Annotated in this window: 11 protein-coding genes; 4 read left to right on the top strand and 7 right to left on the bottom strand. The window is 73.8% G+C overall.

All coding sequences use genetic code 11. The annotated features are described in order from the left end of the window. Positions 1 to 8 precede the first annotated feature (8 nt). Together OG556_RS28885 and OG556_RS28890 are read left to right on the top strand one after the other, a co-directional pair. Positions 9 to 4601 (top strand): hypothetical protein, encoded by a 4593-nt coding sequence (locus tag OG556_RS28885; protein ID WP_371521222.1) that lies wholly within the window; start codon positions 9 to 11, stop codon positions 4599 to 4601. A gap of 10 nt (positions 4602 to 4611) precedes the next feature. After that, on the top strand, positions 4612 to 5376 hold the full coding sequence (locus OG556_RS28890; protein ID WP_371521225.1) for a metallophosphoesterase: 765 nt from the start codon (positions 4612 to 4614) through the stop codon (positions 5374 to 5376). 23 nt (positions 5377 to 5399) lie between these two features. Here the strand turns inward: OG556_RS28890 and OG556_RS28895 are convergent, their stop codons facing one another. Beyond that, positions 5400 to 5750, bottom strand: coding sequence for a hypothetical protein (locus OG556_RS28895; protein ID WP_350884255.1), 351 nt, complete (start codon positions 5748 to 5750; stop codon positions 5400 to 5402). A 174-nt stretch (positions 5751 to 5924) separates the two neighbouring features. Then, complete coding sequence (locus OG556_RS28900) at positions 5925 to 6620, bottom strand: FadR/GntR family transcriptional regulator (protein ID WP_371521227.1); 696 nt, start codon at positions 6618 to 6620, stop codon at positions 5925 to 5927. 178 nt (positions 6621 to 6798) lie between these two features. Here OG556_RS28900 and OG556_RS28905 point away from each other — a divergent pair, with 178 nt between their 5' ends. Together OG556_RS28905 and OG556_RS28910 are read left to right on the top strand one after the other, a co-directional pair. Next, positions 6799 to 7365: a gluconokinase gene (locus tag OG556_RS28905; protein ID WP_371521230.1), complete on the top strand. Its 567-nt coding sequence runs from the start codon at positions 6799 to 6801 to the stop codon at positions 7363 to 7365. 2 nt (positions 7366 to 7367) lie between these two features. Beyond that, a complete protein-coding gene (locus OG556_RS28910) occupies positions 7368 to 8756 on the top strand; it encodes a gluconate:H+ symporter (protein WP_363624848.1) in 1389 nt (462 codons plus the stop codon). Between the two features lie 84 nt (positions 8757 to 8840). Here the strand turns inward: OG556_RS28910 and OG556_RS28915 are convergent, their stop codons facing one another. The 5 genes from OG556_RS28915 to OG556_RS28935 form a co-directional block, all read right to left on the bottom strand. Next, positions 8841 to 9323, bottom strand: coding sequence for a hypothetical protein (locus tag OG556_RS28915; RefSeq protein ID WP_371521233.1), 483 nt, complete (start codon positions 9321 to 9323; stop codon positions 8841 to 8843). Between the two features lie 158 nt (positions 9324 to 9481). Further along, positions 9482 to 11077, bottom strand: a complete 1596-nt coding sequence (locus OG556_RS28920) for an FAD-dependent oxidoreductase (protein ID WP_371521234.1) — start codon at positions 11075 to 11077, stop codon at positions 9482 to 9484. Between the two features lie 173 nt (positions 11078 to 11250). Then, the gene (gene glpK, locus OG556_RS28925) at positions 11251 to 12771 is read right to left on the bottom strand and encodes a glycerol kinase GlpK (protein ID WP_371521237.1); all 1521 of its coding nucleotides are present in this window, start codon (positions 12769 to 12771) and stop codon (positions 11251 to 11253) included. A 94-nt stretch (positions 12772 to 12865) separates the two neighbouring features. Next, positions 12866 to 13603: an MIP/aquaporin family protein gene (locus OG556_RS28930; RefSeq protein WP_371521240.1), complete on the bottom strand. Its 738-nt coding sequence runs from the start codon at positions 13601 to 13603 to the stop codon at positions 12866 to 12868. A 280-nt stretch (positions 13604 to 13883) separates the two neighbouring features. Then, entirely contained in the window at positions 13884 to 14648 is a 765-nt protein-coding gene (locus tag OG556_RS28935; RefSeq protein ID WP_371521243.1) for an IclR family transcriptional regulator, read from the bottom strand. Between the last annotated feature and the right edge of the window lie 136 nt (positions 14649 to 14784).

A 14784-nucleotide genomic window follows, 5' to 3' on the forward strand; every position in this document is an offset into this window, starting at 1 on the left:
CGCCGCACATGTACGAGCTCAACCGGGTCCGCCTCTACTCGATCGGACCGGCCGGCGCCCGCTACGCCGACACGGTGCTCGACCTGCGCGGCGTCGGCGAGCCCGTCGCCGACCCGGCCCCGCAGCAGATCGGCCTGTTCGGCGAGGACGTCGAGGGCCCGGTCCGCCGCCCCGCCCCGGCCGGCGTGCTCTTCCTGGAGAACGGCGGCGGCAAGTCCGTCCTGCTCAAGCTGATCTTCTCGGTGATGCTCCCCGGCCACCGCAACACCCTCGGCGGCGCCAGCTCCGGCGTGCTGCGCAAGTTCCTGCTCGCCGACGACTGCGGCCACGTCGCGCTGGAGTGGCAGCACACCGTCACCGGCGAGCTGATCGTGGTCGGCAAGGTCAGCGAGTGGCGCGGCCGCCAGGTCTCCTCCGACCCGCGCAAGTTCGCCGAGACCTGGTACTCCTTCCGCCCCGGCCCCGGCCTCACCCTGGACTCGCTGCCGGTCGCCGAACGGATCAGCCTGGCCGGCGACCAGAAGGCCCGCGGCCGCCGCCGCACCATGAAGGGCTTCCGCGACGCCCTTACCGAGGCCGGCAAGGCCCACCCGCACCTCGACCTGGTCTTCGAGGACGGCCACGACCGCTGGACCGAGCACCTCGGCGAACTCGGCCTCGACCCCGAACTCTTCCGCTACCAGCGCGAGATGAACGCCGACGAGGGCGAGGCCGCCGGCCTCTTCGCGGTCAAGCACGACAGCGACTTCACCGACCTGCTGCTGCGCGCCGTCACCGACACCCGGGACACCGACGGCCTCGCCGACCTCGTCCACGGCTTCGCCGCCAAGCTCGGCCGCCGCTCCGAACTCACCGCCGAACGCGACTTCACCGCCGGCTCCCTCGACCTGCTGGAACGCATCGTCGAGGCCACCGCCGCCCGCGAGAGCGTCCGCGAGGCCCACCGCACCGCCGAACGCCGCACCCGCCGCCTCGCCCACGCCCTCACCTCCCGCGCCGCCGCCGAACGCGACCGCGCCCAGGACCTCGCCATCGAGGTCGCCGCCGCCGCGGGCGCCGTCACCGCCGCCGAGGCCGACCGCACCCGGCACACCCTCATCACCGCCGAACTCACCCACCGGCACGCCACCCTGGGCCTCGCCGCGGCCACCGCCGAGGCCGCCGCGCTGCGCCGCGAACTCATCGACGCCCGCACCCTGCACTCCGCCTGGCAGGCCGCCGAGACCGTCCTGCGCCAGCGCGCCGCCGCCGACCGGGTCACCCGGGTCGCCGCCGCCATCCGCGAGGCCGAACTCGACGCCGCCCCCGCGCTCGCCGCCCGGGCCCGCGCCGCCACCGCCCTGGCCCGCGCCCTGGAGGCCGCCGCCGCGGCCGCCGAAGCCCGCGCCGACACCGAGGAGCAGCGCGCCGGCGAACTCCAGGACGACGGCGCCAAGGCCCAGTCCGACGCCACCGAGGCCGCCACCGCCGCCCAGAAGGCCCGCAGCGAGGTCGACCACCTGCGCCAGCGCCTCGCCGAGGTCGAGCAGGAGACCGCCGCCGCCGTCGAGGCCGGCTTCATCGACGCCGACGGCGACGTCGACCCGGCCCGCGCCGCCCTGCACGCCGCCGACGTCGAGAAGGCCGCCGGCGCCGCCCTCGCCCAGGCCCGTACGACCGCCGAGGCCTGCGCCGCCCGGCTGCGCGAGGCCGCCGCCGCCACCGGCCGCGCCGAACTCGCCGCCGAACGCGCCGGCGACGCCCGCACGGCCGCCGCCCGGGCGCTCGCCGCCGAGCAGCGCACCGCCGCCCTGCTCGCCACCGAGCAGCGCCTCGCCGACCTGCTCTCCCTGACCCCCGCACCCACCGACTGGAGCGACGACGGGTCAGGGGCCGAGGAGGACGCCGGCTTCCTCACCCCCGCCGTCCTCGACCGCAACGCCGAGTACCTGCGCGAACTCCTCGACGAGTCCATCGCCACCGCCGAACGCACCCTGTTCGACCTGCGCACCGCCGCCGCCGACGACTCCCGCATCCTCGCCGCCCTCGGCGACGGCGGACTGCTGCCGCCCGGCCCGGACGTCCTGGCCACCGTCGAGTACCTCGCCGAGCACGGCATCCCCGCCCTGCCGGGCTGGCGCTACCTCGCCCAGTCCGTCGACCCGGCCGACCACGAGGCGATCCTCGCCGCCCGCCCCGAACTCGTCGACGGCGTCGTCGTCACCGACCCCGCCTCGCTGGAGCGGGCCCGCGAGGCCTTGCAGGCCGCCGCCCTGCTGCCCCGCTCCACCGTCGCCGTCGGCGCCGCCGCCTCCCTGATCGCCCCGATCACCGACCAGCCCGCGTTCTTCCTGGTGCCGCCGAACCCGGCCATGCACGACGAGTCCGCCGCCGACGACGAGCGCCGCGAACTGCGCGCCCGGGCGGGCGCCCGCGAGGAGCACATCCGCGAACTCGCCGCCCGCCTCGGTGCCGACCGCGCCCTCGCCGCCCGCCTCGCCTCCTGGCACGCCAGTTGCCCGCCCGGCACCCTCGCCGAACTCGCCGCCGCCGCCGAGGCCGCCCGCGAGCACGCCGAGCAGGCCGCCGCCGCCCTGGCCACCCTGCGCGCCGACCACGACGAGGCCGAGACCGACCACGCCGCCGCGGCCGCCGCCCACGAGGAGCACCGCGAGGCCGCCCAGCGTGCCCGCCGCCGCGCCGACGCCCTCTCTGGCCTCGCCTTCCGGCTGCGCGAGCGCGCCAACTGGGCCCGCCGCCAGCGCGAACTCGCCGAGGACGCCGCCGAGTGCGACCGCCGCCAGGCCGTCTGCGCCGAACGCGCCCGCACCTGCGACGAGGACCGCCGCGCCGCCCAGCGCGCCGCCGACGACGCCCGCCGCACCGCCCGCACCGTGCGCGCCGAACGCGCCGAGATCCCCGCCGCCGAGCAGGCCGACGAGCCCTCCGAGACCGCCCCCGCCGCACTGCCCGCCCTGCGCGAGGCCTACCGCGCCGCCTCCCAGCTGTACGAGAAGGTCGGCGTCGGCGCCGACCTGCGCGCCGAGCAGGCCCGCGCCGAGGGCGACGAGGCCGCCGCCGCGACCGAACTCGACCGCCTCACCAACAAGGTCCGCACCCGCGCCGAGGAACTCCTCGGCAGCCCCGACGGCGCCGACGGCCCGGCCCGCCAGGCCGCGGCCGCCCGCGCCGAGGACCTGGTCGCCACCATCGAGGCCCGCTCCGCCGCCGCCAGCGAGCAGCTCGGACGCCTGCGCGGCGAGGCCGAGCGCTCCGCCCCCGCCGACGGCGAGGCGCACACCGAACTGCCCGAGGACCTCGTCCCCGCCGACCCCGAGCACGCCCAGGTCCTGCTGCGCACCGCCACCAGCCGGCTCGCCGAACGCCGGGAGGCGCTGGACGCCGCCCGCACCGCGCACGCCGACCTGCAACGCACCTTCGACGCCGCCCAGGCGGCCGCCGCCGACTTCGACGAACTCGCCGGCCAGCTGCGCGACGGCCTGCGCGAGCAGCAGGAGGACGACGGCCAGTCCGTCGAGCCCTACCTCGGCTCGCTGCCGGAGGCGCGCGGCACCGCCGCCGAGGCCCGCCGCGCCCTGCGCACCGCCGTCGGCGAGCTGTCCTCCGCCGAACTCGCCGTCCGCGACGCCTCCGACGCCCTCGTCCGGCACGCCAACGCCGCCCGCTACGAGGCCGTCCGCACCCCCGCCCGCCAGCAGATCCGCGAACTGCCCGCTGCCGCGCTGCCCGAGCACGCCGCCGCCTGGGCCGCTGCCTTCGCGCCCCGGCTGCGCGTGCTGACCGACGAACTCGCCCAGCTGGAGCGCAACCGCGGCTCGATCGTCGACCGCGTGCGCGGCCTGGTCGAGTCCTCGCTCACCACCCTGCGCGCCGCCCAGCGGCTCTCCCGGCTGCCCGAGGGCCTGGGGGAGTGGTCCGGCCAGGAGTTCCTGCGGATCCGCTTCGAGGACCCGGACCACGCCACCCTGGTCGAGCGCCTCGGCGAGGTCATCGACGAGGCCACCCGCGCCGCCGTCCGCAAGAACAGCGACCTGCGCCGCGACGGCATGTCCCTGCTGCTGCGCGGGGTCGCCGCCGCGATCGGCCCGAAGGGCGTCAGCGTCGAGATCCTCAAGCCGGACGCGGTGCTGCGCGCCGAGCGGGTCGGCGTCGGCCAGATGTCCGACGTCTTCTCCGGCGGCCAGCTGCTCACCGCGGCCATCGCGCTGTACTGCACGATGGCCGCGCTGCGCGCCAACGACCGCGGCCAGTCCCAACTGCGGCACGCCGGCACCCTGTTCCTGGACAACCCGATCGGCCGCGCGAACGCCACCTACCTGCTGGAGCTCCAGCGGGCCGTGGCCGACGCGCTCGGCGTCCAACTGATCTACACCACCGGCCTGTTCGACACCACCGCGCTCGCCGAGTTCCCGCTGGTCATCCGGCTGCGCAACGACGCCGACCTGCGGGCGGGCCTCAAGTACATCTCGGTCGAGGAGCACCTGCGCCCCGGCCTGCCCGCCCCGCAGGACCCGGACGGCCCGGCCATCCACGGCGAGATCACCGCCACCCGGATGTTCAAGCGTCCGGCCGAGGTTCCGGCGCAGTCCGCAACTGACTAGCGTGGCGCGCATGCTGACGATCGCGCACTTCAGTGACATCCACCTCGGGCAGGAGCACAGCCGGGACGGCGGCGGTCGCGCCCTGCGGCGGGCCGGGCAGGTGATGGCGTACCTCGACGCCCTGCCCGGCCCGCTGGACGCCGTGCTCGTCACCGGGGACCTCGCCGACCACGGCCTGGCCGCCGAGTACGAGCAGGTGGCCAAGGTGCTGGACTCCCGGTACCCGGTGCTCATCTGCCCCGGCAACCACGACCGCCGGGCGCCCTACCGGGAGGTGCTGCTCGGCGAGGCCCCCGCGGACGGCCCGGTCAACCGGCTGCACCGACTGCCCGGCGCCGACGTGCTGATGCTGGACTCCTCGATCCCGGGCCGCGACGACGGCCTGCTGGACGAGGAGACGCTGGCCTGGCTGGACGCCGAACTGGCGGCCGGCCGCGCCGACCTGCCCGCGCTGGTGGCCTTCCACCACCCGCCGGCCGTCCTGCACCTGCCGAAGGTCGACCCGATCCGCCAGTTCGGCGAGGAGGCGCTCGGCGCGGTGCTGGCCCGGCACCCCCGGGTGGCCGGCCTGCTCTGCGGCCACTCCCACACCGGCGCCGCCACCACCTTCGCCGGGCTGCCCCTGCTGGTCGCCCCGGGTGTGGTCTCCACCGTCACGCTGCCCTGCGAGGGCGGGCCCGGCATCTCCTTCACCCAGCCGCCGATGCTCGCCTTCCACGTCCTGGACGACACGGGCCGGCTCACCACCCACTACCGGGCCGTCCCGGAGGACTGATGGCGGCGCCGGCCGCGGGTGTCCTACGCGGCCGGCAGCCGCGGCTGCCGCTGCGGCCCGCCGGGGCGGGGGAGCGGCCGGGCGGCCAGCGGGTCGGGCGCCCGGCTGCCCGCCATCGGGTGCGCGGAGCCGGGCGCGCGCTGCCGCTGGGCGGCGACCTGGCGCGAGATCAGGATCTCCAGCAGGCACCACATCGTGCCGAACACCCCGAGCCCCATCGCCATCAGCGCCGGTGTCATCAGCCAACTGTCCGCGTACGAGGCGAGCGTGGCGACGACCACGCCGACCAGCGTGAAGGACAGGCAGAGCACCGCCCGGACGGCGGCGGCGCGCACCTCGTCGGGCAGGCGGCGACGGCGGCGTGGCACGGACATCGATCGACCCCCAGGCGCGGACTCGGCGGCGGACACGGGACGGGCGCACGCGAAACGCGCCCCCTCGCCTCACTCTGCCCCGTCGAACCAGGACTATGCGTCCGAATCCACCGAACTGCCGTCAAAGCGCGTGATCCGGGCAGCCCGCAGCGGGCGGCCCGCCGCCGGGGGAGGTCAGCCCAACTGCTGGTTGAGCTCCTCCAGGGCGCCCGCCACGATCGTCCGCATGGCCTGCTCGGCCTGGACGGCGTCCCCCGCGCAGATCGCGTCGGCGACTTCGCGGTGCAGCCGGATCGCGTACGGCTCCGGCTGATGGGGCATCAGATGGTACTCGGTCCGCCCGGTGAGCACCGCCCCCACGGTGTCGCCGAGGTGGGCGAACATCTCGTTGCCGGAGGCGCGCAGCACGGTGGCGTGGAAGTCGATGTCGTGCTGGAGGAAGGTGGTGAGGTCGGCGGCCCGCGCCGAGACGGTCAACTCCACGGCCAGCGAGCCGAGTTGGCGCCGGTCGTCGTCGCTCGCGTGCACCGCGGCGAGCGCGGCCGCGGCCGGCTCGACGGCCACCCGCAGCGAGCCGAGCGAGCGCAGCTGGGCCGAGCGGTCCGCGCCGGCCAGCCGCCAGCGGATCACCAGCGGGTCGAAGACGTCCCAGAGCGACCTGGGCTGCACGGTGATCCCGACCCGCCGCCGGGACGCCACCAGGCGCATCCCCTCCAGGATCCGCACCGCCTCCCGGACGACCGTCCGGGACACCCCGAACCGCTCCTCCAGCTCCTCGCCGCGCAGCACCGCGCCCTCGGGAATCTCCCCCGACGCGATCGCCGGCCCGAGCTCGTCAAGCAGCCGACCGGGCAGCCCCTGGATCTCCATCCGCCCAGCGTAGACGCCCACCCCGCCGCCACCACCGGCGCGTACCGGGTCCCGCGCCGCACGTCCCGCCCTGCGATCTACCCCACAGCCCAAAAGTATGACGATTTGGTTTCCGCCACTTGAATACGTCATATCTTTGAGGCGATAGTGGCGGCCAGGCAACGAAGGAGCACCACCCATGGCTCTCAGCGTCGAGAACCACGACCTCCCGGCAGTGACACCGGCGGGCCCTCTCACCATCGTGGTGATGGGCGTCTCCGGTGTCGGCAAGACCACCCTGGCCCGCCTGCTGGCCGAACGCCTCGACCTCCCCTACGCGGAGGCGGACGACTTCCACCCGGCGGCCAACATCGCCAAGATGTCGGCCGGCATCCCGCTGGACGACGAGGACCGCGCCCCCTGGCTGCGCGCCCTCGGCGCCTGGCTCAAGGAGCGGGCCGAGGACGGCACCGGCGGCGTGGTCACCTGCTCGGCGCTGAAGCACCGCTACCGCGACACCCTGCGCGCGGCGTGCCCGGGTGCCTACTTCCTGCACCTCAGCGGCGGTCACGAGCTGGTCGAGGACCGGCTCGCCCACCGCACCGGCCACTTCATGCCGTCGTCGCTGCTCGACTCGCAGTACGCCGCCCTGGAACCCCTGGGCGCGCACGAGCGCGGCGCCGTCCTGGACGTCGGTCCGTCCCCCGAAGAACTCGTCGAGATGGCCGTGGCGCTGCTGCGGCCGGTCAATGGAGACCTCGCGTGAGTATTGCCCCCACTCTGCTCGCGGCCGCCCCACCGGCCCTGCCGCACACCAGCAGCGACTCCCAGCTGCTGATCGCGGTCCTGCTCAGCATCGGTGTGATCGTCCTCCTGATCACCAAGCTGAAGCTGCACCCCTTCCTCGCCCTCACACTCGGCTCCGGCCTGCTGGCCGCCGTCGCGGGCGCCCCGTTCGACAAGCTGCTCAACAGCTTCTCCACGGGCTTCGGCTCCACCGTGGCCGGCGTCGGCCTGCTGATCGGGCTGGGCGCGATGCTCGGCAAGCTGCTCGCCGACTCCGGCGGCGCCAACATCATCGCGGACACCGTGCTGGCCCGGTCGGGCAACAAGGCGCTGCCCTGGGCGATGGCGCTGATCGCCGCCGTCCTCGGCCTGCCGCTGTTCTTCGAGGTCGGCGTCGTCCTGCTGATCCCGATCGTGCTGCTGGTCGCCCGCCGCGGCAACGTGCCGCTGATGCGGATCGGCATCCCCGCGCTGGCCGGCCTGTCCGTGCTGCACGGCCTGGTGCCCCCGCACCCGGGCCCGCTGGTCGCCGTCGACGCCCTGAAGGCGGACCTCGGCATCACCCTGGCGCTCGGCCTGCTGATCGCCGTGCCCACCCTGATCGTGGCCGGCCCGCTGTTCTCCCGCCTGGCCGAGCGCTGGGTCGGCCCGCTGGAGATCCCGAAGGCCACCGCGCCCGAGGAGACCACCAAGCCCGAGCACACGCCGTCCTTCGGCGCGGTGCTGGCGACGATCCTGCTGCCGGTCGTGCTGATGCTCGGCAAGGCCCTGACCGACGTGGTGGTCGACAACCCGAAGGCGATGGCCCAGCGGGTCTTCGACTTCATCGGCTCGCCGCTGATCGCGCTGCTCGCCGCGACCCTGCTCGGCATGCTGACCCTCGGCAAGGCGGCCGGCTTCGACAAGGCCCGGATCTCCGACACCGTCGGCAAGTCGCTCGGCCCGATCGCCGGCATCGTGTTCATCGTCGGCGCCGGCGGCGGCTTCAAGCAGACCCTGATCGACGTGGGCGTCGGCAACGCGGTGAGCGAGTGGTCCGGCAAGTGGCACATCTCGGCGCTGCTGCTCGGCTGGCTGATCGCGGTGCTGATCCGCCTGGCCACCGGCTCGGCGACGGTCGCCACCATCACCGCCGCCGGGATCGTCGCCCCGCTCGCCGCCGACATGTCCTCCACCCACGCGGCCCTGCTGGTCCTGGCGATCGGCGCCGGCTCGCTCTTCCTGTCGCACGTCAACGACGCCGGCTTCTGGCTGGTGAAGGAGTACTTCGGGATGAGCGTCGGGCAGACGCTGAAGTCCTGGTCGGTGATGGAGACGGTGATCTCGGTCGTCGCCATCGCCCTGATCATGCCGCTCAGCCTGATCATCTAGACCGGACGGCGCCCGCCGCCGACATCCGCCGAGGGGCGGCACCCGTACGGGTGCCGCCCCTCGGGCGTGCCCGACATCCGAGGCTCAGCGCAGCACGACCCGACAACCGTCGCCGCCGTCCCGGCCGCCGGGCCGGAGCACGAGCTCCTTCACCTGCCCGGTGTCGTGGAAGGTCAGCACCACGGTCTGGCGCTCGGCCGGGTCGTCCTGGAAGTCGGCCGTGACCGCCCCTTGGGCGCCCCGCCCGAACTCGCGGACCCAGGCCGCCGAAGCGGCCGCGCCGTCCATGCCGTCCGAGGCGCTCATGCCGTCCGAGACGCCGAGCTCCGCCAGCCGCCCCTCGGCCCCTTCGGCGAGCCGCCACACCACCTGCTGGACCACGCCGAGCGTGCCGGTGGACGGGTACCCCGTCACCCGCAGGTGCGGGTGGGCGGCGTAGTCGGCCTTGTACGCCAGCTCGGCCTCCGCGGCCCCGCCGGAGCACCCGGTGAGCAGCACGACCGCGAGGCCCGCCGCGGCCAGGCCTGTGGCGCGGCGGGCGGTCCGAAATCCAGACAAGATCATCATCAGGGAGAATCATGCGCGAAGGGCGGGCACCCGGAGAACCCGGGTGCCCGCCCTTCGCGAGACTCTGCCTACTCGGCTGCCCTCAGCTGGCTGTGCCTACTTGGTTCCGCGCTTCGCGAGGCTGTGCCTACTTGGTTCCGCGCTTCGCGAGGCTGTGCCTACTTGGTTCCGCGCTTCGCGAGGAAGGCCTCGACCTCGTCCCGGATCTCCGGCGTGTCCAGCCCGCGCACGGTCATCGTGGTGCGGCGCCGCAGCACGTCGTCCGCCGTGTACGCCCACTCGCTGTCGGCCGCGTAGGCGACCTGCGCCCAGACGTCCGGGCCGTCCTCGTGGATCGGCCGGCCCAGCTCCGGGTTCTCGTCGATCATGCGGGCGATCTCGAAGGACAGCGTGCCGTAGTGGCTGGCCAGGTGCTTGGCCACCAGCGGCTCCATCCGGGAGCCCGGGTCGCGGTCGATCAGCAGCCGGTGCGCGACGGCGTTCGGCGCGCCGACGCCCGGCAGCGGCACGGTCGCCGCGATCGGGGACATGTCCTCGCCGAGGCTGGTGCCGGGCACGTGCGCCAGCTTCTCCAGCACGGTGCGGCCGATGTGGCGGTAGGTGGTCCACTTGCCGCCGGCGACCGACAGCATGCCGCCCTTGCCCTCGGTGACGACCGTCTCGCGCTTGGCGGCGGCGGTGTCGCCCGGGCCGCCGGGCAGCACCCGCAGGCCGGCGAAGGAGTAGGTGATCAGGTCGCGGTCGAGGTGCTCGTCGCGGATGGCGTGCGCGGCCTCGCCCATGATCTGGTCGATGTCCGCCTCGGTGGCCCGGACGTCCTTCGGGTCGCCGGTGTACTCCTCGTCGGTGGTGCCGAGCAGGACGTGGTCCTCCCACGGGATGGCGAAGGAGACGCGGTACTTGTCGATCGGAATGGTCAGCGCGGCGCGCCACGGCGAGCGGCGCTTGACGACGACGTGCGCGCCCTTGGAGAGGCGGATCGACGGCGCGGCGCCGGCGTCCTCCATCTTGCGCAGGTGGTCCACCCACGGGCCGGTGGCGTTGAGCACCAGGCGGGCGTCGATGCCGAACTCGGTGCCGTCGAGGCGGTCGCGCAGCTCGGCGCCGGTGACCCGGCCGGCGGTGAAGCGCAGGCCGGTGACCTCGGCGTGGTTGAGCACCACGGCGCCGGCGTCGACGGCGGCGCGCACGGTCATCACGGCGACGCGCGAGTCGTTCATCTGGTGGTCGCCGTAGACGGCCACCGAGCGCAGGCCCTCGGTGCGCAGCGCGGGCACCTGCTGGGCGGCGTGCGCGGCGGTGGAGACCCGGCCCATGCCGTCGCGGAAGGCGGACAGCGCGGAGTACAGGAAGACGCCGGCGCCGAGCTTGGGCGCGCTGTGCGGGCCGCCCTTGTAGACCGGCACGAAGAAGGTCAGCGGGTTGACCAGGTGCGGCGCGACGTCGGTGGCGAGCGCGCGGCGTTCCTTGTGGTTCTCGGCGACGAGCTTGACCGCGCCGGTCTGCAGGTAGCGCAGACCGCCGTGGACGAGCTTGGAGGAGGCGCTGGAGGTGGCGCCGGCGAAGTCGCCGCCGTCGACCATGGCGACCTTGAGTCCGGCCTGGGAGGCGGTCCAGGCGACGGCCGTGCCGAGGATGCCGCCCCCGATCACCAGCAGGTCGTAGGTGGCCTTGCCGAGCAGCTCACGGGTCTCGGCGCGGGAGGCGGTGCGGCCGGCGGTGCGCTCGGCGCCCAGGGTCGGGATGGTTGCCATGGTGGTTGTGTACGGCGCGCGGGTCAGGCGGCGCCGTTACTCCTCTCGTGTGCGGTGCGGCCTCTGCTGAGAGGCCGGTCGGCCCGGTGCGGCGGGCCGGTGAAACGCGGTGACACCCGCTGCCGGAACGGCGGGCGGCCGGTCGGGGCTCGGGGCCCCGACCGGCTTGTCGGTCAGTCGGTCTCTTCTTCCTCCACCCAGCCCATGGTGCGCTCCACGGCCTTGAGCCACTTCTTGTACTCGCGCTCCCGAGTGGCTTCGTCCATGCGCGGGGTCCATTCGGCGGCGCGGTGCCAGTTGGCGCGCAGGGTGTCGAGGTCGGTCCAGAAGCCGACGGCGAGTCCGGCGGCGTAGGCGGCGCCGAGGGCGGTGGTCTCGGCCACGTACGGGCGCTCGACCGGGGCGTCCAGGACGTCGGCGATGTTCTGCATGAGCAGGTTGTTGCTGGTCATGCCGCCGTCGACCTTGAGGGCGGTGAGCTCGACGCCGGAGTCCTTCTGCATGGCGTCGACGACCTCGCGGGTCTGCCAGGCGGTGGCCTCCAGGACGGCCCGGGCCAGGTGGCCCTTGGTGACGTACCGGGTCAGGCCGGCGATCACGCCGCGGGCGTCGGAGCGCCAGTACGGGGCGAACAGGCCGGAGAAGGCCGGGACGAAGTAGGCGCCGCCGTTGTCCTCGACGGTGTTGGCGAGGGTCTCGATCTCGGCGGCGGTGGAGATGATGCCGAGCTGGTCGCGCAGCCACTGGACGAGCGAGCCGGTGACGGCGATCGAGCCTTCCAGGGCGTAGACCGGGGCCTGGTCGCCGATCCGGTAGCCGACGGTGGTCAGCAGGCCGTGGTACGAGTTGACGATCTTCTCGCCGGTGTTGAGCAGCAGGAAGGTGCCGGTGCCGTAGGTGGACTTGGCCTCGCCCTCGTCGAAGCAGGTCTGGCCGAACAGCGCGGCCTGCTGGTCGCCGAGCGCGGAGGCGACCGGGACGCCGGCCAGGTCGCCGACGGCCTCGCCGTAGACCTCGGCGGAGGAGCGGATCTCCGGGAGGACGGCCATCGGCACGCCCATCGACTCGGCGATGCTCTCGTCCCAGGCGAGCGACTTGAGGTTCATCAGCATGGTGCGGCTGGCGTTGGTGACGTCGGTGACGTGCTTGCCGCCGTTGACACCGCCGGTGAGGTTCCAGATCACCCAGGTGTCCATGGTGCCGAACAGGATCTCGCCGGCCTCGGCGCGCTCGCGCAGGCCCTCGACGTTGTCCAGCAGCCAGCGGATCTTCGGGCCGGCGAAGTAGCTGGCGAGCGGGAGGCCGGTCTCGCGGCGGAAGCGGTCCTGGCCGACGTTGCGGCCGAGCTCGCGGCAGAGGCCCTCGGTGCGGGTGTCCTGCCACACCAGCGCGTTGTGGACCGGCTCGCCGGTGTTCTTGTCCCACAGGACGGTGGTCTCGCGCTGGTTGGTGATGCCGATCGCGCGGATGTCGTCCTTGGTCAGGCCGGCCTTCTCCAGCGCGCCGCGGACGACCGACTGCACCCGGGTCCAGATCTCGGCGGCGTCGTGCTCGACGTAGCCGGGCTGCGGGAAGATCTGCCGGTGCTCCTGCTGGTCGACGGCGACGATCCGGCCGTCGGCGCCGAAGATGATGCAACGGCTGGAGGTGGTGCCCTGGTCGATCGCGGCGATGTAGTTGCCAGTGGAGGTCATCAGAGGGTCCTCGGCTCAGGATTCGGGGGTTACGGGGTGGGTGGGCCCGACACAGTGGTCGGTCCCCGTGCTCGGCGGGTTCGAACCCGGTCCGTCAGAACATCGCGTTGTACAGACCGCCGGCCAGTGCGCCGCCGATCAGCGGGCCGACGACCGGCACCCAGGCGTACGACCAGTCGGAGCCGCCCTTGTTCGGGATGGGCAGCAGCGAGTGCACGATGCGCGGGCCGAGGTCGCGGACCGGGTTGATCGCGTAGCCGGTGGGGCCGCCCAGCGAGAGGCCGATGCCGACGACCGTGAGGGCCACGATCAGGGTGCTGAGGCCGCCGGCGGCCAGACCGTCGTTCTTGCCGAGGGTGAGGATCGCCATGCAGAGGATGAAGGTGCCGATGACCTCGGTGACGACGTTCTGGACCGGGTTCCGGATCTCGGGCCCGGTCGAGAAGATGCCGAGGGTGGGCTCCTCGTTGGCCTGGAACTGGCCGAGGTAGGTGAGCCACACCAGTACGGCGCCGATCATCGCGCCGATGAGCTGGGAGCCGAGGTAGAGCGGCACCTGGCTCCAGTCCCCGCTCTTGATGGCGAGCGCGACGGTGACGGCCGGGTTGAGGTGGGCGCCGGACTTCGGAGCCGAGATGTACGCGGCGATCAGGACCGCGAAGCCCCAGCCGAAGGTGATCGCCAGCCAGCCGGCGTTGAGGGCCTTCGACTTCTTGAGGGTCACGGCGGCGCAGACGCCGCCACCGAGAAGTATCAGGGCGGCGGTGCCGAGGGTTTCGCCGACGAAGACGTCGCCGTTGGAGAACGCGGACACAAAGACTCCCTTGTCCATATGGCCCGGAGGTGTGGGTGGGGGCGGCCGGCCGATCGTTGTGCGGGTGAGCGCATCGGGGGATTGATCTTCCCGGCCATCGTTCGACAATGTCGACCGTTATGCGGAAGCTTCCTCCCCTGGTTGCCCTCACGTCAAGGCAGGGTTACGGAGCTGTGACCCTTCCCCCGAAGTTACCCAGCGGAGCGGGCCAAACCAGGGCAAAACGCCAAGGCGCGGACAGGCCGATGCCCGTCCGCGCCTCAGCGTGACGATGTGGCCGCCGGTGCGGCCTCGGATTTCAGAAGCGCCCGGCGCCCAGATCGCGGGAGATCGCCCGCGCCGCGCTGCGCACCGAGGCCACCAGCGACGGCTTCACGAAGCCGTCCTCGCAGACCCGCTCCACCGGGCCGCTGATGCACACCGCGCCCACCGGGTTGCGCCGCCGGTCCTGGATCAGCGCGCCGATCGAGGCCACGCCCTCCCAGGTCTCCTCGATCGAGTCCGTCCAGCCGCGCTCGCGGATCAGCGCGCACTCGGCGTCCACGTCGGCCGCCTCGGTCAGCGTCCGCAGGGTGTACGACTCGTACGGCCCGTCGCCCAACTCGCCGCGCGCGACGGGGTCGTAGGCCACCAGCACCTTGCCCAGCGCGGTGCTGTGCAGCGGCTGCATCGAGCCGACCTCCAGCACCTGCCGGGTGTCGTCCGGCCGGAAGACGTGGTGCACGACCAGCACGCCCTGCTGGTGCAGCACGCCCAGGTAGACGGTCTCGCCGGCCGCCCGGGCCAGGTCGTCCGCCCAGACCAGCGCCCGCGCCCGCAGCTCGTGCACGTCCAGGTAGCTCTGCCCCAGCCGCAGCAGTTCGGCGCCCAGCTGGTACTTGCCGCTCTCCGCGTCCTGCTCGACGAACCCCTCCTGCTGGAGCGTGCGCAGGATGCCGTGCGCGGTGCCCTTGGCGAGGTCCAGCGACGTCGCGACCTCGGACAGGCCCAGGCGGCGCTCACCGCCGGCCAGCAGGCGCAAGATCGCGGCGGCCCGGGAGAGCGACTGGATCGGGCCGGGCATGGGGACCTCCGCGCTGACAGGCGGTCGACATTGTCGACCGCAGTGGTAACGGGACGAGTCTGCCAGGCCGTCGCCGGTCCGTGCACCTTCCCCCTCGGTAACCCGCGCTCGGCCGTTTGTTAACCTCCGCCGCCCG

It is taken from the genome of Kitasatospora sp. NBC_01300 (assembly GCF_041435235.1).
Taxonomy (GTDB): Bacteria; Actinomycetota; Actinomycetes; order Streptomycetales; family Streptomycetaceae; genus Kitasatospora.

Bases quoted from the DNA above. Each gene is read 5' to 3' on its own strand.
- OG556_RS28890 (WP_371521225.1), top strand. From the start codon at position 4,612: ATGCTGACGATCGCGCACTTCAGTGACATCCACCTCGGGCAGGAGCAC.
- OG556_RS28900 (WP_371521227.1), bottom strand. From the start codon at position 6,620: ATGGAGATCCAGGGGCTGCCCGGTCGGCTGCTTGACGAGCTCGGGCCG.
- OG556_RS28935 (WP_371521243.1), bottom strand. From the start codon at position 14,648: ATGCCCGGCCCGATCCAGTCGCTCTCCCGGGCCGCCGCGATCTTGCGC.
- OG556_RS28895 (WP_350884255.1), bottom strand. From the start codon at position 5,750: ATGTCCGTGCCACGCCGCCGTCGCCGCCTGCCCGACGAGGTGCGCGCC.
- glpK (WP_371521237.1), bottom strand. From the start codon at position 12,771: ATGACCTCCACTGGCAACTACATCGCCGCGATCGACCAGGGCACCACC.
- OG556_RS28885 (WP_371521222.1), top strand. From the start codon at position 9: ATGTACGAGCTCAACCGGGTCCGCCTCTACTCGATCGGACCGGCCGGC.
- OG556_RS28915 (WP_371521233.1), bottom strand. From the start codon at position 9,323: ATGATGATCTTGTCTGGATTTCGGACCGCCCGCCGCGCCACAGGCCTG.
- OG556_RS28930 (WP_371521240.1), bottom strand. From the start codon at position 13,603: ATGGACAAGGGAGTCTTTGTGTCCGCGTTCTCCAACGGCGACGTCTTC.
- OG556_RS28920 (WP_371521234.1), bottom strand. From the start codon at position 11,077: ATGGCAACCATCCCGACCCTGGGCGCCGAGCGCACCGCCGGCCGCACC.
- OG556_RS28905 (WP_371521230.1), top strand. From the start codon at position 6,799: ATGGCTCTCAGCGTCGAGAACCACGACCTCCCGGCAGTGACACCGGCG.